Source organism: Pseudomonas shirazensis (assembly GCF_014268785.2).
In the GTDB taxonomy this organism is placed as follows: Bacteria; Pseudomonadota; Gammaproteobacteria; order Pseudomonadales; family Pseudomonadaceae; genus Aquipseudomonas; species Aquipseudomonas shirazensis.
In genome coordinates this window covers 1,858,003-1,884,852 of the sequence record NZ_JABWRD020000001.1, presented here as the reverse complement: position 1 = coordinate 1,884,852, position 26,850 = coordinate 1,858,003, and the positions used below count along the sequence as shown (strand labels likewise).

General features: G+C 61.4%; 25 protein-coding genes and 1 pseudogene. 17 read left to right on the top strand and 9 right to left on the bottom strand.

Features of this window, described 5'->3' with window-relative positions; genetic code table 11:
• Positions 1–122: 122 nt before the first annotated feature.
• The 6 genes from tig to HU736_RS08530 all read left to right on the top strand — a co-directional run bounded on the left by tig (position 123) and on the right by HU736_RS08530 (position 8,590).
• A complete protein-coding gene (tig, locus tag HU736_RS08555) occupies positions 123–1,436 on the top strand; it encodes a trigger factor (RefSeq protein WP_103437967.1) in 1,314 nt (437 codons plus the stop codon).
• Positions 1,437–1,527: 91 nt separating this feature from the next.
• Positions 1,528–2,169: an ATP-dependent Clp endopeptidase proteolytic subunit ClpP gene (gene clpP, locus HU736_RS08550; RefSeq protein ID WP_101321077.1), complete on the top strand. Its 642-nt coding sequence runs from the start codon at positions 1,528–1,530 to the stop codon at positions 2,167–2,169.
• A 108-nt stretch (positions 2,170–2,277) separates the two neighbouring features.
• Positions 2,278–3,561 carry an ATP-dependent Clp protease ATP-binding subunit ClpX gene (clpX, locus tag HU736_RS08545; protein WP_103437966.1) on the top strand — a complete coding sequence of 428 codons (1,284 nt, stop codon included), beginning with the start codon at positions 2,278–2,280 and terminating at the stop codon, positions 3,559–3,561.
• A 153-nt stretch (positions 3,562–3,714) separates the two neighbouring features.
• Complete coding sequence (gene lon / locus HU736_RS08540) at positions 3,715–6,111, top strand: endopeptidase La (RefSeq protein WP_101321072.1); 2,397 nt, start codon at positions 3,715–3,717, stop codon at positions 6,109–6,111.
• Between the two features lie 154 nt (positions 6,112–6,265).
• A complete protein-coding gene (locus HU736_RS08535) occupies positions 6,266–6,538 on the top strand; it encodes an HU family DNA-binding protein (protein WP_101321070.1) in 273 nt (90 codons plus the stop codon).
• A gap of 180 nt (positions 6,539–6,718) precedes the next feature.
• Positions 6,719–8,590: a SurA N-terminal domain-containing protein gene (locus tag HU736_RS08530; RefSeq protein ID WP_103437965.1), complete on the top strand. Its 1,872-nt coding sequence runs from the start codon at positions 6,719–6,721 to the stop codon at positions 8,588–8,590.
• A gap of 73 nt (positions 8,591–8,663) precedes the next feature.
• Here HU736_RS08530 and HU736_RS08525 read toward each other — a convergent pair whose 3' ends face one another.
• Positions 8,664–9,704, bottom strand: coding sequence for a patatin-like phospholipase family protein (locus HU736_RS08525; protein ID WP_150572405.1), 1,041 nt, complete (start codon positions 9,702–9,704; stop codon positions 8,664–8,666).
• Between the two features lie 154 nt (positions 9,705–9,858).
• Here HU736_RS08525 and HU736_RS08520 point away from each other — a divergent pair, with 154 nt between their 5' ends.
• The 3 genes from HU736_RS08520 (at position 9,859) to HU736_RS08510 (ending at position 11,828) form a co-directional block, all read left to right on the top strand.
• Positions 9,859–10,137, top strand: coding sequence for a hypothetical protein (locus tag HU736_RS08520; protein ID WP_101321064.1), 279 nt, complete (start codon positions 9,859–9,861; stop codon positions 10,135–10,137).
• 14 nt (positions 10,138–10,151) lie between these two features.
• A complete protein-coding gene (locus HU736_RS08515; RefSeq protein WP_186699391.1) occupies positions 10,152–10,919 on the top strand; it encodes a CHAD domain-containing protein in 768 nt (255 codons plus the stop codon).
• Positions 10,920–11,030: 111 nt separating this feature from the next.
• Complete coding sequence (locus HU736_RS08510) at positions 11,031–11,828, top strand: acyl-CoA thioesterase (protein WP_186699389.1); 798 nt, start codon at positions 11,031–11,033, stop codon at positions 11,826–11,828.
• A gap of 2 nt (positions 11,829–11,830) precedes the next feature.
• Here the strand turns inward: HU736_RS08510 and HU736_RS08505 are convergent.
• From HU736_RS08505 to HU736_RS08495, 3 genes and pseudogenes are all read right to left on the bottom strand, one after another.
• Positions 11,831–12,052 (bottom strand): annotated as a pseudogene (locus HU736_RS08505) (terminase); the annotation flags it as partial.
• A gap of 75 nt (positions 12,053–12,127) precedes the next feature.
• Positions 12,128–13,606 (bottom strand): methyl-accepting chemotaxis protein, encoded by a 1,479-nt coding sequence (locus tag HU736_RS08500; protein ID WP_186699387.1) that lies wholly within the window; start codon positions 13,604–13,606, stop codon positions 12,128–12,130.
• 108 nt (positions 13,607–13,714) lie between these two features.
• Positions 13,715–14,524 carry a TatD family hydrolase gene (locus HU736_RS08495; protein ID WP_186699385.1) on the bottom strand — a complete coding sequence of 270 codons (810 nt, stop codon included), beginning with the start codon at positions 14,522–14,524 and terminating at the stop codon, positions 13,715–13,717.
• Positions 14,525–14,672: 148 nt separating this feature from the next.
• On the opposite strand from HU736_RS08495, the gene HU736_RS08490 reads away from it, so the two are divergent.
• A complete protein-coding gene (locus HU736_RS08490) occupies positions 14,673–16,082 on the top strand; it encodes an MltF family protein (protein WP_103437960.1) in 1,410 nt (469 codons plus the stop codon).
• 206 nt (positions 16,083–16,288) lie between these two features.
• The gene (locus HU736_RS08485; RefSeq protein WP_101321052.1) at positions 16,289–16,597 is read left to right on the top strand and encodes a hypothetical protein; all 309 of its coding nucleotides are present in this window, start codon (positions 16,289–16,291) and stop codon (positions 16,595–16,597) included.
• Between the two features lie 146 nt (positions 16,598–16,743).
• Here HU736_RS08485 and greB read toward each other — a convergent pair whose 3' ends face one another.
• The 3 genes from greB to HU736_RS08470 form a co-directional block, all read right to left on the bottom strand.
• Positions 16,744–17,220 carry a transcription elongation factor GreB gene (greB, locus tag HU736_RS08480; protein ID WP_103437959.1) on the bottom strand — a complete coding sequence of 159 codons (477 nt, stop codon included), beginning with the start codon at positions 17,218–17,220 and terminating at the stop codon, positions 16,744–16,746.
• Positions 17,221–17,389: 169 nt separating this feature from the next.
• Complete coding sequence (locus HU736_RS08475; protein WP_186699383.1) at positions 17,390–19,897, bottom strand: ABC transporter permease; 2,508 nt, start codon at positions 19,895–19,897, stop codon at positions 17,390–17,392.
• Positions 19,897–20,580: an ABC transporter ATP-binding protein gene (locus HU736_RS08470; RefSeq protein ID WP_103437957.1), complete on the bottom strand. Its 684-nt coding sequence runs from the start codon at positions 20,578–20,580 to the stop codon at positions 19,897–19,899. Before HU736_RS08470 ends, HU736_RS08475 begins: the two co-directional genes overlap by 1 nt.
• A gap of 10 nt (positions 20,581–20,590) precedes the next feature.
• On the opposite strand from HU736_RS08470, the gene HU736_RS08465 reads away from it, so the two are divergent.
• From HU736_RS08465 to HU736_RS08455, 3 genes are all read left to right on the top strand, one after another.
• Positions 20,591–21,196: an arylesterase gene (locus HU736_RS08465; RefSeq protein ID WP_178080780.1), complete on the top strand. Its 606-nt coding sequence runs from the start codon at positions 20,591–20,593 to the stop codon at positions 21,194–21,196.
• Positions 21,197–21,254: 58 nt separating this feature from the next.
• A complete protein-coding gene (locus tag HU736_RS08460; protein WP_101321041.1) occupies positions 21,255–21,536 on the top strand; it encodes a hypothetical protein in 282 nt (93 codons plus the stop codon).
• Positions 21,537–21,661: 125 nt separating this feature from the next.
• Positions 21,662–22,639: a L,D-transpeptidase family protein gene (locus HU736_RS08455; RefSeq protein WP_103437956.1), complete on the top strand. Its 978-nt coding sequence runs from the start codon at positions 21,662–21,664 to the stop codon at positions 22,637–22,639.
• Between the two features lie 139 nt (positions 22,640–22,778).
• Here HU736_RS08455 and oprI read toward each other — a convergent pair whose 3' ends face one another.
• Positions 22,779–23,030 (bottom strand): outer membrane lipoprotei OprI, encoded by a 252-nt coding sequence (gene oprI / locus HU736_RS08450; protein ID WP_003259780.1) that lies wholly within the window; start codon positions 23,028–23,030, stop codon positions 22,779–22,781.
• Positions 23,031–23,537: 507 nt separating this feature from the next.
• Here oprI and HU736_RS08445 point away from each other — a divergent pair.
• Positions 23,538–23,819 (top strand): GNAT family N-acetyltransferase, encoded by a 282-nt coding sequence (locus tag HU736_RS08445; protein WP_101321037.1) that lies wholly within the window; start codon positions 23,538–23,540, stop codon positions 23,817–23,819.
• A 57-nt stretch (positions 23,820–23,876) separates the two neighbouring features.
• Here HU736_RS08445 and HU736_RS08440 read toward each other — a convergent pair whose 3' ends face one another.
• Positions 23,877–24,953: a 3-deoxy-7-phosphoheptulonate synthase gene (locus HU736_RS08440; protein ID WP_150569846.1), complete on the bottom strand. Its 1,077-nt coding sequence runs from the start codon at positions 24,951–24,953 to the stop codon at positions 23,877–23,879.
• Between the two features lie 285 nt (positions 24,954–25,238).
• Here HU736_RS08440 and HU736_RS08435 point away from each other — a divergent pair, with 285 nt between their 5' ends.
• Positions 25,239–25,736: a universal stress protein gene (locus tag HU736_RS08435; RefSeq protein ID WP_103437954.1), complete on the top strand. Its 498-nt coding sequence runs from the start codon at positions 25,239–25,241 to the stop codon at positions 25,734–25,736.
• Positions 25,737–25,863: 127 nt separating this feature from the next.
• Positions 25,864–26,838, top strand: a complete 975-nt coding sequence (gene cysB, locus HU736_RS08430; protein WP_101321031.1) for an HTH-type transcriptional regulator CysB — start codon at positions 25,864–25,866, stop codon at positions 26,836–26,838.
• Positions 26,839–26,850: the final 12 nt, after the last annotated feature.

The following is a 26,850-nucleotide window of genomic DNA, read 5'->3' as shown; positions in this document are numbered from 1 at the left end:
ATCGGCGAGGTTTCCCGTCGTCTTGAGTGGGGTGACTTCTGGTGCGTGAGTCACTAGAATGCTTGCCCTTGATTCTGGAGTCGGGCTTTCGCCGGCTAACGTCTGTGCAACGAGGAATATCCATGCAAGTTTCGGTTGAAAACACTTCCGCTCTCGAGCGCCGCATGACCATCGCCGTCCCGGCCGAGCGCGTCGAGACCGAAGTCAACAAGCGTCTGCAGCAGACTGCCCGTCGCGCCAAGGTTGCGGGCTTCCGCCCTGGCAAGGTGCCAATGAGCGTGATCCGCCAGCGTTACGAAGAAGCTGCCCGTCAGGAAGCCTTCGGTGACCTGGTTCAGTCGTCCTTCTACGAAGCTGTGGTTGAGCAGAAGTTGAACCCGGCTGGCGCCCCGGCCGTTGAGCCAAAGTCCTTCGAAAAAGGCAAGGACCTGGAATTCGTTGCCATCTTCGAAGTGTTCCCAGAGTTCACCGTTGCCGGCTTCGACTCGATCAACGTCGAGCGTCTGAGCGCCGAAGTGGCTGATGCTGACCTGGACAACATGCTGGAAGTCCTGCGCAAGCAGAACACCCGCTTTGAAACTGTCGAGCGCGCTGCGCAGATCGACGATCAGGTCAACATCGACTTCGTCGGCAAGGTTGACGGTGAAGAGTTCGCCGGTGGCTCGGCCAAGGGAACCCAGCTGGTATTGGGCTCCGGCCGCATGATCCCAGGCTTCGAAGATGGCCTGGTAGGCGCCAAAGCTGGCGAAGAGCGCGTTGTCAATGTGACCTTCCCAGAGGACTACCAAAACCTCGATCTGGCTGGCAAAGCTGCTGAGTTCACCATCACCGTGAACAGCGTTTCGGCTCCCCAGCTGCCTGAGCTGAACGAAGAGTTCTTCGCCCAGTTCGGCATCAAGGAAACCACACTGGAAGGCTTCCGCACCGAAGTTCGCAAGAACATGGAGCGTGAACTGCGCCAAGCGATCAAGACCAAGGTGAAAAACCAGGTCATGGACGGTCTGCTGGCCGCCAACCCGATCGAAGTGCCAAAAGCGCTGCTGGAAAACGAAGTCAACCGTCTGCGCGTACAGGCTGTTCAGCAGTTCGGTGGCAACATCAAGCCTGAGCAACTGCCGGCCGAGCTGTTCGAAGAACAAGCCAAGCGCCGCGTCGTGCTGGGTCTGATCGTGGCTGAAGTGGTCAAGCAGTTCGACCTCAAGCCTGACGAAGGCAAGGTCCGCGAGATGATCGAAGAAATGGCTTCCGCTTACCAGGAGCCTGAGCAGGTCATCAGCTGGTACTACAAAAACGACCAGCAGCTGAACGAAGTGCGTTCGGTTGTGCTGGAAGAGCAAGTTGTAGATACTGTCCTGCAGAAAGCGACTGTGACCGACAAATCGGTCTCGTACGAAGAAGCAGTAAAACCAGCACAGGCTCCTGCCGAAGCTGAGTAATCTGCAGCTCTCGTAGGAAACCACCACAAGCCAGCCTTCGCGCTGGCTTGTGCGTATTCAAGCCATGACTATTTGGGAGTGAGTGCAGGACATGTCCCGCAATTCTTATATTCAGCAGAGCTCTGACATCCAGGCCGCAGGCGGTCTGGTCCCGATGGTTGTCGAGCAGTCCGCTCGCGGCGAACGCGCCTATGACATCTACTCGCGCCTCTTGAAGGAGCGGGTGATCTTCCTGGTAGGTCCTGTAGAAGACTACATGGCCAACCTGGTAGTGGCGCAGATGTTGTTCCTCGAAGCGGAAAACCCGGACAAGGATATCCATCTCTACATCAACTCACCGGGCGGTTCAGTGACTGCGGGTATGTCGATCTACGACACCATGCAGTTCATTAAGCCGGATGTCTCCACCATCTGCATCGGCCAAGCCTGCAGCATGGGTGCCTTCCTGTTGACCGCGGGTGCCAAGGGCAAGCGTCACTGCCTGCCGAACTCGCGCGTCATGATCCACCAGCCGCTTGGCGGCTTCCAGGGTCAGGCCACCGACATCCAGATCCACGCCCAGGAAATCCTCAGCATCAAGGCCCGTCTCAACGAGCTGCTGGCCTACCACACTGGCCAGGATCTCGAGACGATCCAGCGTGATACTGAGCGTGACAACTTCATGAGCGCGCAGCGCGCGGCCGAGTACGGCCTGGTCGACTCGGTATACGACAAGCGGCAGCTGGCGTCCTGATCCTCAGGGCCAGAGCAGGCAGGCGTCAAAAGCGCCTGCCTGCGGACTTGAAAAAGCCCGCAATTGCCTTCATCTTGTGTTGCAAGCCTACCGGATTGGATCGATCGAATGACTGACACCCGTAACGGCGAGGACAGCGGCAAATTGCTTTATTGCTCCTTCTGCGGCAAAAGCCAGCACGAAGTGCGCAAATTGATTGCTGGGCCCTCGGTATTTATCTGCGACGAGTGCGTCGACCTGTGCAACGACATCATCCGAGAGGAGGTGCAGGAAGCCCAGGCCGAAAGCAATGCGCACAAATTGCCTTCGCCGAAAGAAATCAGCGGCATCCTGGACCAGTACGTGATTGGTCAGGAGCGCGCGAAGAAGGTGCTCGCGGTAGCGGTATACAACCACTACAAGCGCCTGAATCAGCGTGATAAGAAGGGCGACGAAGTCGAACTCGGCAAGAGCAACATTCTCCTGATCGGGCCTACTGGCTCGGGCAAGACGCTGCTCGCCGAAACCCTGGCACGCCTGCTGAACGTACCGTTTACCATCGCCGACGCCACCACCCTGACCGAAGCCGGTTATGTTGGCGAGGACGTCGAGAACATCATTCAGAAGCTGCTGCAAAAGTGCGACTACGACGTGGAGAAGGCCCAGATGGGCATTGTCTACATCGACGAAATCGACAAGATTTCGCGCAAGTCGGACAACCCGTCGATCACCCGTGACGTTTCGGGTGAAGGCGTGCAGCAAGCGCTGTTGAAGTTGATTGAAGGCACCGTGGCTTCCGTGCCGCCGCAAGGTGGTCGCAAGCACCCGCAACAGGAATTCCTGCAGGTTGATACCCGCAATATCCTGTTCATTTGCGGTGGCGCATTCTCTGGCCTCGAGAAGGTCATCCAGGGCCGTTCCACCAAAGGTGGCATCGGTTTTGGTGCAGAAGTGCGCAGCAAGGAAGAAGGCAAGAAGGTTGGTGAATCCCTGCGTGAAGTCGAGCCTGATGATCTGGTCAAGTTCGGTCTGATCCCTGAGTTCGTTGGCCGTCTGCCGGTGTTGGCTACCCTCGATGAACTCGACGAAGCTGCGCTGATGCAGATTCTCACCGAGCCGAAGAACGCTCTCACCAAGCAGTACGCCAAGCTGTTCGAGATGGAAAGCGTGGACCTCGAGTTCCGCAGCGACGCTCTCAAGGCCGTCGCGCGCAAGGCTCTGGAGCGCAAAACCGGCGCCCGTGGCCTGCGTTCGATTCTCGAAGGCGTGTTGCTCGACACCATGTACGAGATTCCTTCGCAGAAGGAAGTCAGCAAGGTGGTGATCGACGAGAGCGTCATCGAAGGTGCCTCGCAGCCGTTGCTCATTTACGAGAACAACGAGCCGCAGGCCAAAGCCGCACCGGACGCCTGATCCAGGCAGCCGTTGTGAAAAATGAAAGGGGCCTTCGGGCCCCTTTCTGCTTTTCCCGCTTAAGTGCTTGTAATTTGAAGGACCTACCCCCACATTAGGTCCAAGCACTATTTCCACCGGATTCGGCCATAAGGCCGCTGTAGAGGCGAAATCATGAAGACAACCCTCGACTTGCCTCTTTTGCCATTGCGCGATGTCGTCGTTTACCCGCACATGGTTATCCCGCTGTTTGTGGGGCGCGAAAAATCCATCGAAGCCCTCGAGGCGGCGATGACGGGCGAAAAGCAGATCCTGCTGCTTGCCCAGAAAAACCCTGCCGATGATGATCCAGGTGAAGACGCCCTGTACCGCGTCGGCACCATCGCCACTGTCCTGCAGCTGCTGAAACTGCCCGATGGCACCGTCAAGGTCCTGGTCGAGGGTGAGCAGCGCGGCGCTGTCGAGCGTTTCAACGAGGTTGATGGGCATGTCCGTGCCGACGTCAGCCTGATCGATGAAACCGACGCCCCAGAGCGTGAGTCGGAAGTGTTCGTGCGCAGCTTGCTGTCGCAGTTCGAGCAGTACGTGCAGTTGGGCAAGAAAGTCCCGGCTGAAGTACTGTCCTCGCTCAACAGCATCGAAGAGCCGGGACGCCTGGTCGATACCATGGCCGCGCACATGGCGCTGAAGATCGAGCAGAAGCAAGAGATCCTCGAGATCGTCGACCTGCAGGCGCGGGTCGAGCACGTGCTGGCCTTGCTGGATGGCGAGATCGACCTGCTGCAGGTGGAAAAACGCATCCGCGGCCGGGTCAAGAAGCAGATGGAGCGCAGCCAGCGCGAGTACTACCTGAATGAGCAGATGAAGGCCATTCAGAAGGAGCTTGGTGATGGCGATGAAGGCCACAACGAAGTCGAAGAGCTGAAAAAGCGCATCGATGCCGCTGGCCTGCCCAAAGATGCTCTGACCAAGGCTCAGGCTGAGCTGAACAAACTCAAGCAGATGTCGCCTATGTCGGCTGAAGCTACCGTGGTGCGGACCTACCTCGACTGGCTGGTGCAGGTGCCATGGAAAGCCCAGAGCAAGGTCCGCCTGGACCTGGCCAAGGCTGAAGAAATTCTCGACGCCGACCACTATGGCCTGGACGAGGTCAAGGAGCGCATCCTTGAGTATCTCGCCGTACAGAAGCGGGTGAAAAAGATCCGTGGTCCTGTGCTGTGCCTGGTTGGCCCGCCTGGCGTCGGCAAGACCTCGCTGGCCGAGTCGATCGCCACTGCTACCAATCGCAAGTTCGTCCGGATGGCCCTTGGTGGCGTGCGTGACGAGGCCGAGATTCGTGGTCACCGGCGTACCTACATCGGCTCCATGCCGGGCCGCCTGATCCAGAAAATGACCAAGGTTGGCGTACGTAACCCGCTGTTCCTGCTTGACGAGATCGACAAGATGGGCAGCGACATGCGCGGCGATCCGGCCTCGGCACTGCTGGAAGTACTCGATCCCGAGCAGAACCACAATTTCAACGACCATTACCTGGAGGTCGATTACGACCTGTCCGACGTAATGTTCCTGTGCACCTCGAACTCGATGAACATCCCGCCGGCGCTGCTCGACCGAATGGAAGTCATCCGTCTGCCGGGCTACACCGAAGACGAGAAGATCAACATCGCGGTCAAGTATCTGGTGCCCAAGCAGGTCAAGGCCAACGGCCTGAAGAAGGACGAGCTGGACATCGATGTCTCGGCGATCCGCGACATCATCCGCTTCTATACGCGCGAAGCCGGTGTGCGTGGCCTCGAGCGTCAGATTGCGAAGATCTGCCGCAAGGTGGTCAAGGAACACAGCGGGCAGAAATCGGTGAAGGTCAAGGTCACCAGCGAGCAGCTCGAGCATCACCTGGGCGTACGCAAGTTCCGTTACGGCCTGGCTGAGCAGCAGGATCAGATCGGTCAAGTGACCGGCCTGGCCTGGACTCAGGTGGGCGGTGAATTGCTCACCATCGAGGCGGTAGTGATCCCTGGCAAGGGCCAGTTGATCAAGACCGGTTCGCTCGGTGACGTCATGGTCGAGTCGATCACAGCGGCGCAAACCGTGGTTCGCAGCCGTGCCCGTAGTCTGGGGATCGCCGCTGACTTCCACGAGAAGCGCGACGTTCACATCCACATGCCTGAAGGCGCGACGCCGAAGGATGGCCCCAGCGCAGGCGTTGGCATGTGCACCGCATTGGTCTCGGCACTGACCCAGATCCCGGTACGCGCCGACGTGGCCATGACCGGCGAGATCACCTTGCGTGGTCAGGTTCTGGCCATCGGCGGGCTCAAGGAAAAACTCCTCGCAGCGCACCGGGGTGGGATCAAGACGGTGATCATTCCCGAAGAGAACGTTCGTGACCTGAAAGAGATTCCGGACAACATCAAGCAGGATCTTCAGATCAAACCGGTCAAATGGATTGACGAAGTCCTCCAAATTGCGCTGCAATACGCCCCCGAGCCCTTGCCAGATGTGGCTCCGGAGATCGTCGCGAAGGATGACAAGCGCGACAGCGATGCCAAGGAAAGAATCAGCACGCACTAATACGTCTCACGCTGGGGGGCTTTCCTTGACAGTTTTTTCGGGCCCTTGCTATAAAGCGGCACGCTCGTGTCAACAGGCCACCCAGCGCTCGTTTTGCATGCACTAATTACATACTTAGAAACATACTTAAATTAGAGATATAAGGGGACTTAGAGTGAACAAGTCGGAACTGATTGACGCTATCGCCACATCTGCTGATATTTCGAAAGCCACCGCCGGTAAGGCTCTGGATGCAGTGATCGACTCCGTACAGGGCGCTCTGCAAAAAGGCGACGACGTGGTTCTGGTAGGTTTCGGTACTTTCACGGTCAAAGACCGTGCCGAGCGCACTGGCCGTAACCCGCAAACCGGTGCTGCGATCAAGATCGCTGCAGCCAAGGTTCCTGGCTTCAAGCCTGGCAAAGGCCTGAAAGACGCTGTCAACTAAGTCGTCTGTTCAGCCGGCTGCGGGGCTACCGTGGCCAATCGCGTGACGGCGGGACGCAAACGTTCCCGCCGTCACGCTCGCTTCGAGAAGGCGCATCTTCGGATGCGCCTTTCTTCTATCAGGACTCTACCCACGCTCCGCGGTTGACGACGCAGTGGTACAACCGTTTCTGGGGGACGCATGCTGCAGAATATCAGGGACAATTCACAGGGTTGGATTGCCAAGACCATCATCGGCCTTATCGTCGTGCTGATGGCATTGACGGGCTTCGAGGCGATTTTTCAGGCCGCCAGCCATAGCCAGGACGCCGCCAAGGTAAACGGTGAAACCATCAGCCAGAACGAGCTGAGCCAGGCTGTCGATATGCAGCGCCGCCAGCTGATGCAACAGCTGGGCAAGGACTTCGATCCTGCTCTGCTGGACGAAAAGATGCTGCGTGAAGCAGCGCTCAAAGGCCTGATCGATCGCAAATTGCTGTTGGAAGGTGCCAAGGACGCGAAATTTGCGTTCTCCGAGGCCGCGCTGGATCAAGTGATCCTGCAAACGCCTGAGTTCCAGGTTGATGGCAAGTTCGATGCAAACCGCTTCGACCAGGTCATCCGCCAGATGGGCTACGGGCGCCTGCAGTTCCGCGAGATGCTCGCTGAAGAAATGCTCATCGGCCAGCTGCGCACCGGGCTTGCAGGCAGCAGCTTCGTCACCGACAAACAGGTCGAGGCGTTTGCGCGTCTGGAAAAACAGACCCGCGACTTCGCCTCGCTGACCTTCAAAGCCAACCCGGCTGCGGTCAAGGTCAGTGACGAAGAGGTCAAGGCGCACTACGACCAGCACGCCAAGGAGTTCATGACGCCGGATCAGGTCGTCATCGACTACATCGAGCTGAAAAAGTCGGCGTTCTTCGACCAGGTCAAGGTCGATCCGGCCGAGCTGCAAGCGCTGTACGAGAAAGAGATCGCCAACCTGGCCGAGCAACGCCATGCCGCGCACATCCTCATCGATGTCAACGACAAGGTCAGCGAGGCCCAGGCCAAGGCCAAGATCGAAGAAATCCAGCAGCGCCTGGCCAAAGGTGAAGACTTCGCCGCTCTGGCCAAGGAGTTCTCGCAGGACGCCGGTTCCGCTGCCAGCGGTGGTGATCTTGGCTTCGCCGGCCCTGGTGCTTACGACGCCGAGTTTGAAGATGCCCTGTACAAGCTGAACAAGGACCAGGTGTCGCCGCCGGTTCGCAGCGAGTTCGGTTATCACCTGATCAAGCTGCTGGGTGTCGAGGCGCCCCAAGTGCCGACCTTCGCCAGCCTGAAAGACAAGCTGACCCGCGAGCTGAAAACCCAGCAGGTCGAGCAGCGCTTCGTTGAAGTGACCAAACAACTGGAAGACTCCGCCTTCGAAGCCTCCGACCTGGCCCAGCCGGCTCAGGACCTGGGTTTGAAAGTGCAGACTTCGGCGCCGTTCGGGCGTGAAGGTGGCGACGGCATCACAGCTAACCGCCAGGTTGTCCAGGCCGCGTTCAGCGAGGAAGTGATCGACGAAGGCGCCAACAGCAGCGCGATCGAGCTGGATCCAGAGACCGTGCTGGTGCTGCGTGTCAAAGAGCACCGCAAGCCCGAGCAGTTGCCGCTGGAAGCAGTCGCGCAACGGATCAGCGAGCACCTGGCCAAAGAGAAGGCGACTGCCGAACTCAAAGCCAAGGCTGACAAACTGATTGCCGGTCTGCGTGACGGTTCGATCGCCGCCGGTGCTGGCCATGACGGTCAGACCTGGAAAGTCCAGGAAGCGGTCAGCCGCGGCCAGGAAGGTATCGATCCAGTCGAGCTGCAGGCAGTGTTCCGTCTGGCCAAGCCTGCCGGCAAGGACAAGCCTGAATACGCCAGTGCCGTGCTCGCCGATGGCAGCCTGGTGGTGGTCCAGCTGCGCGGCGTCAACGAAGGCGCTGCGGCCACTGATGAAGAGAAGCAGCAGATCCGCCGCTACCTCGCTTCGCGTGCCGGTCAGCAGGACTTCGCGGCCTACCGCAAGCAGTTGGCAGCTACTGCCGAGATCACTCGCTACTGAGTTGATCTGCCCAAAACCAGACAGGCCGCTTATGCGGCCTGTCTGGTTTCAGCAGCCTGCAAATGCGCGGTAATCAGCGCCGCTTGCCCTCGTAGACGTCCAGCGTGTCGCGGGCGATTTCCCGGCCCAGGGCGATCAGCTCCGGTGCCTTGTAGAACTCGAAGAACTGGCACACCCGCTTGGGCACGTTGATCAGTACATCTGGCGGATAGCCGGCAATCTTGTATTGCGCCAGCGACGTCTGCATGACCTCGAAGCTCTGGTTGATCAGGTCGAGCAGGGACGCCGGGCCGACGTTGTCGATGATGAACGAGCCCGCTGCTGAGCGCGGTGCGCCGCCGCTCTCGGGCGCCGCAGCGGGTTGCTGGCCTTCGGGGTTGGCCGCTTCACCCAGCCACGGATTGCTTGCGATCAGGTTCTCGGCGAGCACTGCCTGGTCGATGCGGCTGAGCTGCTCTGCCGGCTTGCGGCGGAACGGCAGGCGCGAACCCACCGAACTCATCAGCGCGTCGAAGCGCTTCTTGAACGCGGCGGGGCGCTCGATCACCGGCAACTGGTACTGGTTCTGGTTGGTGGCGTTGAGGTTGACCGCGATGATCAGGTCACAGTGGCTGGAAACCACCGGCACGATCGGCAGCGGGTTGAGAATGCCGCCGTCGACCAGCATGCGGTTGCCCTGCACGACGGGGGTGAACAGGCTTGGTATTGCCGCCGAGGCGCGCATGGCCTGGTGCAGGCAGCCTTCCTGAAACCAGATTTCCTGCTGATTGGTGAGGTCGGTGGCCACCGCCGTATAGGGAATGCGCAGCTGTTCGATGTTGATTTCACCGACAATCTTGCGGATCTGGCCAAATACCTTGTCACCGCGAATGGCGCCGAGACGAAAGCTCACATCGACCAGCCGCAGTACATCCAGGTAATCCAGGCTCTCGATCCAGTGGCGATAGTCATCGAGCTTGCCGGCCGCATAGATACCGCCGACCACCGCGCCCATCGAGCAGCCGGCAATGCAGGATATCTCGTAGCCGCGGCGCTCGATTTCTTCGATCACTCCGATGTGCGCATAGCCTCGTGCACCGCCCGAACCCAGCACCAATGCAACGCGTTTACTCATGTCATTCCCTCGCGGCTGTGCGACCATCCCCCAACAATGCACCCATTGCGCCCTCGGCTTCAATGCAAGCCTTGCTGGACTACGCTGATGAGGGCACTTTTCGCTTGGCCGAGCGTCGAACGGCCACTCCCTTGTGCACTTTGAGGTATTACTGATGAAAGCATGGATCTGCCTGCCATTGATGGTTGTGGCGCTCGCTGGCTGCGCCGGCAAGACGGCCTATCGTGACAGCTGCGCAACCCAGCTGGACGCCGCCTGGAAGGAACTCGACCTGGCCAAGGCCGAAGGTTTCGCTGGCACCGTCAGTTATTCCAAGGCGTTGTCGTTGCTGACCGGGGCCAAGACCCAGCAGCAGTTCGAAGGTTTTGAAGGCTGTGCAAAAAAATCCGAGAAGGCCCGCTTCTACATTCGTGAGTCCCGCGCCGGGCGTTGAACAAGGAGCGTTGTATGTCTGCCATGCTTGATCACGTGGTTGCCCAGGTGCTGACCCTGCAGGTGCGCTTGCTCGCCTGCCGCGAGCGGCTGGCGGCTGATGTCGACAGTGAAGCCCTGCACGACCTACGCACCACCACGCGGCGCCTGCGCAGTTTGCTGCGGCCGCTGCGGGGCTTGCCTGCAGTCGATCAGCTGGAAGATGCCGCGCGGGCACTGGGCGCCCTGACCACGCCGCTGCGTGACCGTGAGGTGCTCGCTGCCGAGTTGCGCGAGCGTGGTCAACAGGACGCTGCCGAGCGGCGCCTGCGGGGCAGGGCGCAGACTTTTGCCACTGTGGCCGCGAGTCCCGAGTTGACGCGCATGCTGGCGATCATCGACGCGTTTCCGGCGTTTCTGCGGGCAGCGGATCGCGAAGGCCTGGTCAAAGGCCTGCAAAAACGCGTCGACAAACGCCTCGGTAAACAGTGGCACAAACTGCAGCAGGGGTTACTCGACCCAGCCCACGATCGGCACCGTTTGCGCCTGCTGATCAAGCGTGTGCGCTATGGCGATGAGGCCTACCCACAGCTTGGTCATGCCGACGACAAGCTGCAGCGCCTGCTCAAGCGCGCGCAAGGCGATCTGGGCGATTGGCACGACCGTCTGCAATGGTTGGCGCAGGTACCGCTCGACGTAGCGCTACGGCCGTGCCAGGCGGCCTGGCAGGCTGAGCTTGAGGCTGCTGAGCGGCAAGCTGACCTGACCTTGAAGCGCCTGCACAATGCAGTGTCACGCCGCTAGGCGCTGGATTGACCGATATGAAGCCTGCATCGGCGAGCGCAGCTGGTTAAGATCGGTTGCAGCTGGGGCGCCTGGCTGCCCCGATTCGATAGCCAAGCCTGCGAGATCGCCATGACCTTCACCCAATTGCTGGCCGCGGTACAACAATCACCAGAAGCCGTCACGGTGCCTGCCACCTGGGCGCAGGGGCGCGCAGTCTTCGGCGGGCTGATGGCTGCCATGGTCTATGAGCGCATGCGCCTGCAACTCGTCGACGAGCGTCCGGTCCGCTCGCTGGCCATCACCTTCGTTGCCCCCGCCGCGGCAGATGTCCCGATCAGCTTCGAGGTAGAGGTGCTGCGCGAGGGTAAAGCCGTCAGCACCCTGCTTGGACGTGCTGTGCAGCAAGGCCAGGTAGTGACGATCGTGCAGGGCAGCTTTGGCGCGGGCCGCTCCTCGCTGATAGATGTTCCTGCGCAGCCCCCGGTCGAGATGAAGGCGCTCGCCGAAGCAGCACCGGAATTGCCTTATATCAAAGGTGTGACGCCAGAGTTCATGCGCAATGTGGCCTTGCGCTGGACGCTCGGCGGGCTGCCCTTCAGTGGCAACACTTCACGGCAAATGGGCGGCTGGGTGCGTTTGCGTGATGTGCCTGAGGAGGCCGCGACCGAAGCGCATCTGCTGGCCTTGGTCGACGCCTGGCCGCCGAGCCTGCTGCCGCACCTGAAACAGCCTGCGGCGGGCAGCACCCTGACCTGGACCATCGAATTCATTCAGCCCCGGTCGCAACTGAGCACCCATGACTGGTGCCGGTATTGCGTGGACACGGAATACGCCAAGGATGGCTACGGCCATGCCTCGGCGGCGTTGTGGACGGCCGACGGCGAGCTGCTTGCCCTCAGCCGCCAAACCGTCACCGTATTTGCCTAGCGACGATAGCCGTGGCGTTGCAGTCCCAGACCGGCGATCAAGGCGATCACGCCTACCGCAATCTGGCTCAGGTCCATTCCAAACACGCCGGACAGGACCAGCAATGCTCCAAGGACGACCAACGCTACGGCTAGCAGCAACAGTGCCAGCTCGGCCGGTTGGCGGTGGGCGTGGTGCTCGCCACGCCATTGGCTGGGGTGAAGGTTGAACAGGCGCTTGCTCATGGGCATTTCCTCACAGTCATGCCCAAAGCTTAGTGCTGCACGGTCATTGCGGCCAATCGAGGCTGGCTATGGTACCTATAGCTTGAGCTGACCGATCGCCTTGTTCAGCTCACCGGCGAGGGTCGCCAGCTCGCTGCTGGTGGTCGCCGAGCCGACGGTCTGCTGCACGGTCTGCTCGGTCACATCGCGGATGCTCACCACCGCGCGGTTCATTTCCTCGGCCACCTGGCTTTGCTGTTCGGCAGCCACTGCAATCTGGGTGTTGCTCTCGCGCATCTGCGCAACCGCGCTGGTGATCTCCGCCAGCGACTCACCAGCCTCGCGGGCCTGCTTGACGCAGTCATCGGCCTTGTATGAACTCTCTTGCATGAACTCCACCGCGTCGCGGGTGCCGGACTGCAGGGCGCAGACCATGTCGGTGATTTCGTCGGTGGAGCTCTGCACACGTTTGGCCAGGTTGCGCACCTCGTCGGCGACCACGGCAAAACCACGGCCCAGATCGCCCGCCCGCGCCGCTTCGATGGCGGCGTTCAGGGCAAGCAGATTGGTTTGCTCGGCAATACTATGAATCACCCCAACTACGCCGTTGATCTTCTGGCTGTCTTCCGCCAGCTGGCGGATCATTTCAGCGGTCTGCTGCACGCCGCTGGACAGCCCGGAAATCGAATCCTGCACGCGACCGACGACTGCCTGCCCGCTGCCGGCAAGAGTGTCCGCAGTTTGCGACAAATCACGGGTGGCACCGGCATGTTGGGCGATGTGGTGCACAGTCGCGGTCATTTCGTTGATGGCGGTGGCTGCCTGGTCGGTCTCGCTTTGCTGGCCGAGCATGCCGTGGCGCACATCGCTCATGCTCGCTGCCAGGCGCGCTGCGCCGGAGTCGAGCTGTGCTGCAGTGCGCGCTACGGTGCTGACTACCCGGTGATAGGTCGACTGCATGGCGTTGAACGCGCCGGCCATTTGCCCGACCTCATCGCCGCAGGCCAGCGGCACACGCGCCGACAGGTCGCCGGTCTTCTCGACGTGGAGCATGACGTCCTTGAGCGTGTTGAGCTGGCTGAGCAGAAAGCGGATCAGCAGCTGCGACGCACCGAGCATGGCCAGCATCAGGACCATCACGCACACCGCGTAATTGGCGAAGCGGTCAATAAACACCTGGCGCAGGCTTGGCGAGTGCGCCAGCAGCGCTAGTTGCTGTTGGCCATGGCTCACGACCTGAGCACCGCGCAGCGGGTTGTCACCCAATAGCGAGCGATTGGCCAGCTCGACCCAGCCCTGGGCGTTGTTCAGTGCGGGCAGTGATTGGCCGGCGAAACTTGGCGTTTGCCCGGCTTGCCAGTTGATCAGATTGGCCAGTTCAGGCAGCGCTTGCCCGGCCGGCCAGGCCGCAAGCAGACGAGCCTGCGCCTGGGCGGTTGCTCGCGCACCTTCGGCCCGGGCCTGCTGCTCGAGCTGCACGGCGTACAGCACCAGCAGCAGGGTGGTGACAAAGGCCACTGCGTTGACGGCCCAGAATTTGTACTTCAAGGAAATATTGCTAAGCCAGGCACCCATCGTATAGGTCTTCTCTGAGTTGAGCGGAAACAGCATTGGCAAGGTGCCATCATTGTTTCCGATTGCTTCAGAGTGGGTCTTGATGTGTGTCAACGAATCCCGGTCGGCTTATGCCTCTACTGGCGGCAGGGCGAAGAACTGGCGCGCGCACTCGGTGGTGTGCCTTGCCGTGTATTCCAGGCTTTCACCGCGGTGCAAGGCGACCTCACGCAGCACCTCGGGCAAGAGCGCAGGCTCGTTGCGACCGCTTTTCGGTTTCGGCCGCAAGCTGCGCGGCAGCAGGTACGGTGCATCGCTTTCAAGCATCAGTCGACCCACGGGGATGCTGCTGACCAAGGGGTGCAGGTGGGTGCCACGGCGCTCGTCACAGATCCAGCCAGTGATGCCGATGTGCAGGTCCAGATCGAGATAGGCGAAAAGCGCCGCGCGCTCGCCGGTGAAGCAATGCACCACGGCGGCCGGTAACTGGTCACGGTAGTCCTTCAGGATCGCCAGCAGGCGCTCGCTGGCATCGCGCTCATGCAAAAACACCGGCAGCTGGGTTTCTACTGCCAGGGCCAGATGTGCGTGCAGGGCTTTCTCCTGCTCAAGCCGTGGCGAGAAATCGCGATTGAAGTCCAGGCCGCATTCGCCGACTGCCTTTACCCGAGGCTGAGCGAGCAGGTGGCGCAGTTGCCGCTCGCTGTCGACACCCCAGCTCTTGGCATCGTGAGGGTGTACGCCAGCGGTGGTGAACAGTCGATGCCCCGGTTCATCCAGTTGCTGGCACAGCTCCAGCGCCTGTTCGCTGCCCTCCAGGCTGGTACCGGTCACGACCATTTGCACGACGCCGGCCTGCTGCGCGCGCTCGACGATGTCAGCCTCTTTGCCGTGGAAGCTGCTGTTGGTCAGGTTGACGCCGATATCGATCAGTTGCATGGTGCTACCTCGTGCTGCGGGGCGGCCAGCATAGCAAATCCCCCGAACATCGCGAAAAAGCCAAGAACTTCAATGGATTGCCAAGGTCTTTCAGTCTCTGCTGGCGCCGCCGCAGAGGCCTCTTCCCACACCATGGACATGTTTGCCGATGCAGCGATTCCTGCTGATTGTTTCGCTGATGTTCAGCCTGCTAATGGCGGCCGCCGCTCATGCGGCAGTGTCCGGGCCGGCGCAGGCCAGCTCAACCAGCAAGCTGCCGCGCGATCTGGCGCAGGTGCGCAGCAGCAAGGTACTGCGGGTGCTGGTCAACCAGAGCCGCAACAGCTCCGGGGAAATCAAGGGCGAGCCTGTCGGCATCGAATACCATCGGCTGCGCGCGCTGGAGCATTTTCTCAATGGCCGCGAACGCCAGGGTGATCTGATTCAAGTCAAATTGATCCCGCGGGCCAAGGAGCAACTGCTCGGCGCCTTGCAGCGCGGGGAAGGTGACCTGGCAGCGCCGGGCGAGCTGCTCGACCCGGCCCAGGTCAGTGGCGTCGGGGTGAGTGCGCCAGTACTCGACAACGTGCCTTTGCTGCTGGTTGGACGCAAGGGCGAGCGCAGCTTCAGTCGGGTCGAGCAGTTGTCCGGGCGCACCATCGCCTTGACCACCGCCAGCGGTGCGGGCGCTGCGATCCAGGCTATCAATCAGCAACTGGCATTGCGCAAGCGCGCACCGATTAAGATCGAATGGGTAGACCCAACGCTGGCGGTCGAGGATGTGCTGGAGATGGTCCAGGCCGGCATTTACCACCTGACTGTTGTAGAGCGGCCGATCGCGCTGCGCTGGGCCCGGGTGATGCCGCGGCTGCGTGCGGACAGCAAGGTACAGATCGGCCAACCGCAGGCTGTGCGCTGGTACGTCGGTAAAGACGCTGATCAGTTGCTGGCAACTGTCGACCGCTTTCTGGCCGGCTACCGCGCCCCGGAAAACCAGGACGCCGCATTCGAGCGTATCTACCGGCGCCAGTACCGCGTGCACAATCCGCTGGCCCGCCAGGAGCGTCAGCGCTTGCAGGCGGTGCGTGGGGTGTTGCAGAAGCACGGCGAGGCGCAGCAGATCGACTGGCTCAATCTGGCCGCGCTGGCGTTCAAGGAATCCACCCTTAACCCCGCCGCGCGAGGCGTTGGCGGCGCCCATGGGCTGATGCAGATCACGCCGTCGGCGGCGCAGCGGGTAGGGGTGAGCAACACGACGAACGTGGACGGCAATGTCCAGGCCAGCGCGCGGTATCTGGCGTTGATCCGTCGCAAGTTTTTCGCCAGCCCTCAGCTCAACGAGCGCGAGCGCATGGCGTTTGTGCTGGCGGCGTACAACCTCGGCCCGGAGCGGGTCCAGGCGATGCGTGCAGAGGCGCGCAGGCGCGGGCTCAATGGCAATCAGTGGTTCTTCCAGACCGAGCGCATTGCCATGGAGCAGGTCGGCATGGGCCCGGTCAATTTCGTCAACAGCGTCAACAAGTACTTCCTCGCCTTCAATCGCGAGCGCGCCAGCCTCGAGCGCGTCGCCAGGCGTTGAGCAATCTAGCTGTCACAAGGGCTAAACGTACAGCTTGTAAGTTGTCGCGTGTAGCTCTAGCATAACCCTTGCGCCGATTTAAACAGCTACTTGCGGGGCGCAGGAGGCAGCCCCATGTCAGGGCACTCTGAAATACCGCTAAAACGCTGGTTCGGTGACGCCTCCCACCGCAGCCCAGCGGGATTCGCGAGGCGGAGAATTACTCCATGAGTTGTCCACGTACCAGTGTCTGCCTGACCCCTCTGCCTGCCGGCCAGGTATCGCGCACCCCGCGCATTCTACTCAGCGGCCAGCACCAACCTACCTTGTTGCGCCACCTTGACGGCTTTTCGCGGCGCAAGGGCCAGGCTCGCGCGTTTCTCATTCAGTTCGCTGAAACCTGTGCTTTGCTCAAGCAGTACGGCAGCGACCGGTTTGATCTGGCGGTGATTCAATCGCCTACGGCGGAAGAGGCGGGGGAGGTGATTGGTCACTTGACGCGGATTGCTCGGCAGGGGTTGATTACCCGGCGTTGAGTGAGCGGTGTGCCGAGATTTTGGGGCCGCTGCGCAGCCCTATCGCGACACAAGGCCGCTACATAGTCCGCGCTAGGCAGGTCAGATGCGATCTCTGTAGGAGCGGCCTTGTGTCGCGATAGGGCTGCAAAGCAGCCCCAAAATCGTCACCCCACCTCATACGTGATACTGGCAATAAACCACACAGCTTCCCCGGTCGGTGTCTGCACGATCACCTCATCCCCCTCCGACTTCTTCAGCAGTGCTCGCGCCATCGGCGAGTCGATCGAGATGTAGTCATTGCGCCCGTAAATTTCGTCGTAGCCGACCACTCTGAAGCGTTTGACCTCGCCGGCCTCGTTGTCAATTTCTACCCAGGCACCGAAGAACACCTTGCCCTCTTGTTCGGGGGCGTAGTCGACAACGCGGATATCCTCCAGGCGCTTGCGCAGGTAGCGGATTCTGCGGTCGATTTCGCGCAGCAGCTTCTTGTTGTACTGGTAATCGGCGTTTTCACTGCGATCGCCAAGCGATGCCGCCCACGCGACCTTTTGCGTGATTTCCGGGCGATAGGTTTGCCACAGATGATCCAGCTCTGCTTTCAGCGCAGTGTGGCCTGCGCGGGTGATGATGTTGGTTGGCAATGCTGACTCCATGCACGGTCGAGCTGACTGCTTGCACAAAACCAGGCTAGCGTTGCCAGGCGTGCAAACGTCGAATTCAATACAGAATTGGGCAGGCGCCCAACAGTCACGGAGCCGAGGCTAGCACGCAAGGCTGGCCTCGGTCACACCGGGTGTCGAGCGCTTCGCGTCAGCCCTCGCGCAGCACTGTCAGCGGGCTCGCATTCAGCGCCCGGCGAGTACCAAACACCCCAGCACCGCCAACTAGCAGGGCGCCAATCAATGGCAGCAACAGCAGCCACGGATGCGGGCTCCACTGCAGATCGAAGGCGTAGCGATACAGCGCCCAGCTGATCAACTCGCAGCCCACTGCCGCGAGCACACCGCTGGCGGCGCCGAGCAGGCCGAACTCGATCCGCCGCGCCCGCACCAGTAATGGCCGACCGGCACCCAGTGCACGCAGCAATGCGCCTTGGCGGATGCGCTCGTCCAGGGTGGCCTGCAGCCCGGCGAACAGCACTGCCAGGCCTGCTGCGAGCACGAACAGCAGCACGTATTCGACCGCCAGGGTGACCTGGGCGAGGATGCTGCGCAGCTGTTCGAGGAGGGCGTCTACCTGGAGAATGGTGGCTGCCGGGAACGCACGTGATAGCGCCACCACTTCCTGATCATGTCCTGGGGCCAGATAGAAGCTGGTCAGGTAGGTGGTAGGCAGGCCTTGCAGGGTGCCCGGCTGGAAGATCATGTAGAAGTTTGGCTGGAAGCTGTCCCAGTGCACGCTGCGCAGGCTGCTGACGCGGGCCTGGCGTTGCTGGCCGGCGATGTCGAAGTTGAGCAGGTCGCCGAGTTTAAGGTGCAGGCTGGCAGCCAGCTCGGTTTCCACCGATACCCCCGGGATGCCGTCACTCGCTGGGGCAGCCTGCCACCACTCACCGCTGACCAGCGCATTACCCTGCGGCAGATCGGCTGCCCAGGTCAGGCTCAGGTCGCGCTGCACAGCGCGTTCGCCGGTGGACTCCTTGCTCACCAGTTGGCGCACCGGCTCATCGTTGATATGGGTCAGCCGGCCGGGGATGACCGGGTACAACGGCGCGGAAATGGCGTTTGCTTCACGCAGACGCTGGGCGAACGGCTCGCGGTCATCCGGCAGGATATTCAGGGCGAAATGATTCGGCGCATCCTTTGGCAGCTGCGCTTGCCAGTTGTCCAGCAACTCGGCCCGCAGCAGCGCGACCAGGCCCATCGCCAGCAAGATCAGGCCGAACGCCAGCGCCTGGCCAGCAGCGGCCAACGGGTGGCGCAGCAACTGGCCAAGGCCCAGTCGCCAGGTCAGCGGCGCACCGGCCAGCAAGCGGCGCAGACTGCGCAGGCCGAGCAAGAGCAGGCCGCCGAGGAGCAGGGCGGCAATCAGGCCGCCAGCGAGCAGGGCAAAGGTCAGCAACAGGTCCAGGCTCAGCCGCCACATGATCAGGCCAAGGGCGAACAGCGCTGTGCCATACACCAGCCAACTGCTGGCTGGCACAGGCAGCAGGTCACGGCGCAATACTCGCAGCGGTGGCACCCGGCCCAGCGCGGCCAGCGGCGGCAGGGCGAAGCCGGCCAGGGCCACCAGCCCGGTGGCGATACCGGCCAACGCTGGAGTGAGGCCACCCGGCGGGATGGTGCTCGGCATCAGTCCATCCAGCAGGCGGAACAAGCCCAGCTGTGCCAGCCAGCCAATAACTGCCCCGGCCAATGCCGCGACCAGGCCCAAGGCTGCCAGTTGTACGCAGTACAGGCCCAAGGCCTGGCGCCTGGACAGGCCCAGGCAGCGCAGCAGTGCGCTGGCGTCGAGGCGGCGTGCGGCATAACGGCTGGCCGACAGCGCCACCGCTACCCCAGCGAGCAACACCGCGACCAGGCTGGCCATGTTCAGATAACGCTCGGCCTTGCCCAGTGCGCCGCCGATCTGACGATTGCCATCGCGGGTGTCGCGCAGGCTCTGGTTGGCCGCCAGGGTTGGCTCCACGGTCTGGCGATAGCGGCTCAGCGTCTCGGCCTCTCCACGCCACAGGTCGCGGTAGGTCACTCGGCTGCCAGGCTGGATCACGCCAGTGGCCTGCAAGTCGTCGAAGTTGATCAGCACCCGCGGCGTCAGGCTGTAGAAGTTGTTGGCGCGGTCGGGCTCGTAGGTCAGTACCCGGCTGATGCGCAAGCTCTTCATGCCGACGTCGATGCTGTCACCCATGGCCAGGCCCAAGGCTACCAGCAGGCGCGGTTCGACCCAGGCCTCGCCAGGCGCCGGGCTGCTGCCTGGGCGTTCTTCGGCAAACGGCGCGGCGGCGCTGCGCAGTTCGCCGCGCAGAGGGTAAGCGGCATCGGCGGCTTTGATGCTCGACAGCTGGATACCTGCATCGGTGCCGACCACGCTGGTGAACTCCACGACCCGCGCATGGCGCAAGCCCAGCTCTGTGCCGGCGCTGAGCTGCGGATCGGTTGCCGCCGAGCTGCCTTGCAAGACCAGGTCGGCGCCGAGGAATTCGCTGGCGCGCAGTTGCATGGCGCCGTTGAGGCGAGCGCCGAAGTAGCCGATGGCGGTGCTTGCCGCCACCGCCACCAGCAGGGCGAAGAACAGCACGCGCACTTCACTGGCGCGAACATCGCGCAGCAGCTGGCGCAGGGCCAGGCTGCACAGGCGCAGCAACGACAATCGTCTCATCACGGCTCCAGGGGCGCGACCAGACGGCCAGCGTCCAGGCGGATCAGGCGGCGGCAACGTTTGGCCAGACGCTCGTCATGGGTGACCAGCACCAGGGTGGTGCCGCGCTCCTTGTTCAGTTCGAACAGCAGGTCGCTGATGCGTTCGCCGGTGTGGCTGTCGAGATTACCGGTTGGCTCGTCGGCGAACAGCACCGCCGGCTGCGCGGCGAACGCGCGCGCTATCGCCACCCGTTGCTGTTCACCGCCGGAGAGCTGGCGCGGGGTGTGGGTCAGGCGCTGGCCCAGGCCGACCCGCTCGAGCAGGCTGCGTGCCACCTCGCGGGCATCACGACGGCCATCGAGCTCCAGCGGCAGCATGACGTTCTCCAGGGCGTTGAGGCTGTCGAGCAACTGAAACGACTGGAACACAAAGCCGACGTGCTCGGCCCGTACTCGCGCGCGCTGGTCTTCATCCAGCGGACCGAGATCCTGCCCGGCCAGGATTACATTGCCTGCGCTGGGCCGGTCGAGACCGGCGAGCAAGCCGAGCAGGGTGGATTTGCCCGAACCGGACGCACCGACGATGGCCAGGCTGTCGCCTTTGGCCAGATCCAGGTCCAGCGCGTGCAGGATGGTCAGGTCGCCTTCCGTGCTGGGGACCACTTTGCTAAGGTTCTGCGCAACGAGAATGCTTTGATCCATGGAGAATCCAATGCGAGCGTGGTGGTTGAGTGCGGGTCTGGCCTTGTGTTGCCTGGCTCAGAGCGCGACGGCGGGGACACTGCTGGTTGTCGGCGATAGTATCAGTGCCGGTTTTGGCCTGGATACCCGCCAGGGTTGGGTTTCCCTGTTGCAGCAGCGGCTCGAGGCCCAGGGGAACGATGCCAAAGTGGTCAATGCGTCGATCAGTGGCGATACCAGTGCAGGTGGTCAGGCGCGGCTGCCGGCGCTGCTTGCAGCGCATAAGCCAGAGCTGGTGATCATCGAGTTGGGCGGCAATGATGGCCTGCGTGGGCAGCCCCCAGCGCAATTGAAACAAAATCTTGCGTCGATGATCGAGCGCTCCCAGGCCAGCGGGGCCAAGGTGGTGCTGTTGGGCATGCGCTTGCCGCCCAATTACGGCCTGCGCTACACCACGGCCTTTGCCCAAGTGTTCGAAGAGTTGGGCGCTGATAAAAAGGTGCCGTTGGTGCCGTTCTTTCTTGAAGGCGTGGGCGGGGTACCCGAGCTGATGCAGGCAGATGGCATTCATCCGGCGCAGGCCGCGCAGGAGCGTCTGCTGGAAAATGCCTGGCCGGTGATAAAACCCTTGCTGTGACGCTTTAAACGGGGGCCGCTTTCGGATAATGTTGCGCCCCCCGTTTCGAGACCCCCCGATGCCGCGTCCTGCCTGGTCCCTGTATGCCTATCAACTGATCGAGCCTGATGATCAGCTGGACCTGTTCGCGTGTCAGGAAGTCCGCGTGCACCTGGTAGCTCGCCAACTTGAGTTGGGCGCGCCGGTAGACCGCACCCTGTGTGGTGGTTTACTGCCGGCTCAGCCGCGCTGGTCGGTGGTGCCGCGCTCGATCCAGCGCGATAACCGCCTGTGTACGTTGTGCCGGGCCATCCTCGATGCCCAGCGGCGCGGCACTCGTCCCGTCTGGCCACAGCTGTGAACGGCCGCGTGGAACCGTAGCAGCCTTTCATCATCTGAAATGTATGCAGCTACTGCCCGTCTCCCGCTTGCGCCGGGGCGGGTGTACAATCGACCGTCTTGATCTACCTTCGAAGGATTTCCCGGATGTTGCCGCGCATTCCCGCCGTCACCCGTCGCCTGACCCTGGCTGCCCTGCTGGTAGCGGGCCCCGCCTGCGCGCTGGAACTGCCACTGCCGCCGCCTGGTGAGGACGTCGTTGGCCAGGTGCAGACCATCAAAGCCAAGTACGAAGACACTTTCGCCGACATCGGCACCGCCAACGACCTCGGCTACCTCGAGATGATCGCGGCCAACCCTGGTGTCGATCCGTGGCTGCCGGGCGCTGGCACCGAGATCATCCTGCCTACGCGTTATGTGCTGCCGCCTGGCCCCCGTGAAGGGGTGGTGATCAACCTGGCCGAATATCGCCTGTACTACTACCCGAAAGGGCAGAACGTGGTGCATACCTACCCGCTGGGTATCGGTCGCGAAGGCTGGGGCTCGCCGATCGCCAACACCAAGATCACCGCCAAGACGCCGAACCCGACCTGGACGCCGCCGGCCTCGATCCGCGCCGAGCATGCCGCCGATGGCGACATTCTGCCAACCGTGGTGCCGGCCGGGCCGGATAACCCACTTGGGCCGTTCAAGTTCACCCTGGGTGTGCCGGGTTACCTGATCCACGGTTCCAACAAGAAATTCGGCATTGGCATGCGCACCAGCCACGGTTGCTTCCGCATGTTCAACAACAACGTGCTTGAGTTGTCGAAGATGGTTCCGGTGGGTACGCCCGTGCGCATCATCAACGAGCCGTACAAGTTCGGTGTTAGTGCCGGCAAGGTGTATCTGGAAGCCCACACGCCGCTAGATGATCATGGTGATCCGTCGGTGGTCGACAAGCACACCGCAGTGATCAATGCTCTGCTCAAGCGCGAAGACCTGGCCAACAACCTGCGCATGAACTGGGACATGGTGCGCGATGTTGTCGCCGCCGAAGATGGCATGCCGGTGGAAATTGCCGTGCCGGTGGCAGGGCAGGCTGGCGCACCGATGGTGTCGAGCATTCCCGAAGAGCTGCAGTAACTCGCAATGCGTTGCCCGAAGGCCTGCCGCGCGCAGGCCTTTTTGTTGCCTGAGATTTTTTGTTTTCCCAGGGAAAAACCTGGGCAATAAAAAAGCCGACCCACGAGTGGGTCGGCTTCACAACAATCCGTGAGGATTATTACTTGCGGCTGGCTTTGTCCAGCATACGCAGAGCGCGCTCATTGGCTTCGTCAGCAGTTTGCTGAGCCTTCTGAGCAGCAGCCAGAGCGTCGTCAGCCTTACGGTAGGCTTCATCGGCACGGGCTTGAGCGCGAGCGGCTGCGTCTTCGGTAGCAGTCAGGCGAGCTTCGGTTTCTTTGGATACGCTGCTGCAACCGGTAGCCAGAACAGCGGCCAGGGCGAGAGCAGAGAATTTCAGAACGTTGTTCATCGTGTTCCCCTTCAAGGATCTTCTAGTCAAAAGAGCCATCTCTCAAAAAAGAGAAACTGGCCGGCGTACATAGTACCCATTACTTGTAGTAAGTAAACTGACGGAGCGCAAGAACTGTGAAAAAAATGCCGCTTTATAGGGGGTTGGCGGCGCACCTCGGGGTTTTCCCCAATATGGCCGCCGGCGCATGCAAGCACTTGTAGCACCAGAACTTTTTTGTTGAACTAAAGGTGACTTCAGCGGTCTTTCAGCGTCATACCAGAACATCATCCGGATGCTCTTGTGAGTGAGCCAGCGGTGTGTACCGCTGTTTGCTGATAGCTGACTAAGCGCGCTGAAAACTTGAGCAATCCTGCCACGGGCGCCTACTATTTGTAGGTGCCAGAAATGCCGAACGTGCAGGTAACCCTGTGGTCGAAGGGGGCATGAGGGGGCGTAGAGTTTCTCCGCCGGATACATCAATCGGGTAAGGTATGGGTCTGCCGACGAGACCTGCGAGGAGTAGTGATGAGCGAAGCGCTGACCATCCACCATGACCAGGCCGGTCATCAGTTCGAGACCAATGTGGACGGTCATCGTGCCTACCTCACCTACATGGATCTGGGTAAGCAAACGCTGGATATCTACCGTACCTTCGTACCCAACGCCCTGCGCGGTCGCGGTATCGCAGCGGCGCTGACCCAGCAGGCACTGCAGTACGCCGAGCAGATGGGCTATACGGTCATCCCGTCCTGCTCGTATGTCGAGCGCTACATGGAACGTCAGCAGCGCCACTCGAGCAAGGCTTGAGTCGCTGACTGCGGACACAAAAACGCCGGGCAATGCCCGGCGTTTTGCTGTCTGGCGTCAGCCGCGTTTACGCTGCGGCAGCACATCCTTGAGCTTGCTGTGCATGCTGCGCACGGCCTTCTCGGTCGCGCTCCAGTCAATGCACGAGTCGGTCACCGAAACACCGTACTGCAGGTCGGCGAGGTCTTTGGGAATTGACTGGCAGCCCCAGTTCAGGTGGCTCTCGACCATCAGGCCGATGATCGACTGGTTGCCCTCAAGGATCTGGTTGGCGACGTTTTCCATGACCAGTGGCTGCAGCGCCGGGTCCTTGTTGGAGTTGGCGTGGCTGCAGTCGACCATGATATTGGCCTTGATCTTGGCCTTGGCCAGATCCTGCTCGCACAGCGCAACGCTGACCGAGTCGTAGTTGGGCTTGCCATTGCCACCACGCAGCACCACGTGACCATAGGCATTGCCTTTGGTGGTGACGATGGACACGCCTCCTTCCTGATTGATGCCAAGGAAGCGGTGCGGCTTGGAGACCGACTGCAGGGCGTTGATGGCCACGGTCAGGCCGCCATCGGTGCCGTTCTTGAAGCCGACTGCCGAAGACAGGCCCGAGGCCATTTCGCGGTGGGTCTGGGATTCGGTGGTGCGCGCGCCGATCGCTGACCAGCTGATCAAATCCTGCAGGTACTGCGGCGAGATCGGGTCGAGCGCTTCGGTGGCCGTTGGCAGGCCCATTTCCGCAAGGTCCAGCAGCAGCTTGCGGCCAATGTGCAGGCCATCCTGGATTTTGAACGAGTCATCCAGGTACGGGTCGTTGATCAGGCCTTTCCAGCCGACAGTGGTACGCGGCTTCTCGAAGTACACGCGCATCACCAAATACAAGGTGTCGGAGACTTCAGCAGCGAGCACCTTGAGGCGCTCGGCGTATTCGTGGGCGGCTTTGATGTCGTGAATCGAGCAGGGGCCGATCACCACGAACAGGCGGTGGTCCTTGCCGTCGAGGATATTGCGCACCACTTCGCGGCCAGCAGTAACGGTCTGCAGGGCCTTGGCGCTGAGAGGGATTTCCTTCTTGAGCTGATCAGGGGTGATCAAGGTCTCGTTGGAGGCAACGTTTAGGTCATCGATCGGTAAATCAGCCATCGTGTTACTCGTCAGGTCACGGGTGCCGGCCGCCAACAATCCCCGTGCGGCCCAGCAGCAGATTGTTCGCAGCGGGGAGGCCGAACCTTAGCGCGTTACAGGGGGCGCGACAATGGGCTGAGCCCAGGTAATAAAGGGTGCGAGTGCGATCAGATGGCAGCTGGTGCCACAAGATAGTGGCATGCACGGGCAACTGCGGCAGCGGCGTAGCTGGACGGCACGGCGTCTGGGCGCGGCGCTGCTAAGCTGAAGTTGCTCTGCCTTGGCGGCAGGGCAGGAGGCCGAATGATTCGTTCCATGCTGTACGCCACCGACCTTGGGGTTTACGCGCCGTTTGTCATGCAGCATGCCCTGGCGCTGGCGCGAACCTTCAATGCGCAGCTTTATGTGATTCATGCAGTCGAGCCGATGGGCCAGTTTGCCGAGTCGTTGCTACAGAGTTATCTGGATGAGCAAACCTTGGATCAGTTGCACAGTCAGGGCGTCAACACGGTCATGGCCAACATCGAGCAGAAGGTGCTGGCCAGCTTTCGTGAGGAGCTCGGCGAGGACGCCGACCTGGCGGTGATTCAAGCGGTCAGGGTGCGCCAGGGCGACCCTGCGCAGGTCATTCTCGAGCAGGCCCAGCGCTTGAGCGTTGACCTGCTGATCTTCGGCAGTCATACCCACGGGGCGGGGGTCGATGTGCCCATCGGGCGCACAGCGGTGCGGCTGTTGCAGTTGTCCTCGGTGCCGGTCTATATGGTGCCTCTGGCCCAGCATCTGGGGCGTAGGAAATTGTGAAATACGGCGTAGGACATTTCCCGCTCATGTAACAAAATAGTTCTAGATTTATTACATTAGCCACTAATATAGTTATATATCGTCGCTGCCTGCTGCTGGTGACTTACCGCAGAACCGAGGGAAACCTATGAAGCTTCAACAACTGCGCTACATCTGGGAAGTGGCGCACCACGACCTCAACGTCTCCGCAACAGCGCAGAGCCTGTATACCTCGCAGCCTGGGATCAGCAAGCAGATCCGTCTGCTCGAGGATGAGTTGGGCGTCGAAGTTTTTGCACGCAGCGGCAAGCACCTGACCCGCGTTACCCCAGCCGGCGAGCGCATCATCAACACCGCTGGCGAGATCCTGCGCAAGGTTGAAAGCATCAAGCAGATCGCTCAGGAATTCTCCAACGAGAAAAAGGGCACGCTGTCGATCGCCACGACCCACACCCAGGCGCGTTACGCGCTGCCGCCGGTGATCAGCAGCTTCATCAAGCAATACCCGGATGTGTCCCTGCACATGCACCAGGGCTCGCCGATGCAGATCGCTGAAATGGCCGCTGACGGTACCGTCGATTTCGCCATCGCCACCGAGGCGCTGGAGCTGTTCGGCGATCTGATCATGATGCCTTGCTACAAGTGGAACCGCTGTGTGGTGGTGCCGCAGGGACACCCGCTGGCCAAGCTACCGAAACTGACCCTGGAAGCGGTTGCCGAATACCCGATCGTGACCTACGTGTTTGGATTCACTGGCCGCTCCAAGCTGGACGAGGCGTTCAACCATCGCGGCCTCACCCCGAAGGTGGTGTTCACCGCAGCCGATGCCGACGTGATCAAGACTTACGTGCGCCTGGGGTTGGGTGTGGGCATCGTGGCTGGCATGGCGGTCGATGCCAAGCTCGACAGCGACCTGGTGGCACTGGATGCCAGCGAGCTGTTCGAAGCCAGCGTGACCAAGATCGGTTTCCGCCGCGGGACCTTCCTGCGTGGCTTCATGTGCGACTTCATCGAGAAGTTCGCCCCGCACCTGACCCGTGAAGTGATGGCCAAGGCGATTCAGTGCCATAACAAGCAAGAGCTTGAAGAGCTGTTCAACGGGGTTGAGCTGCCGGTGCATTGATCTGCGGTATCA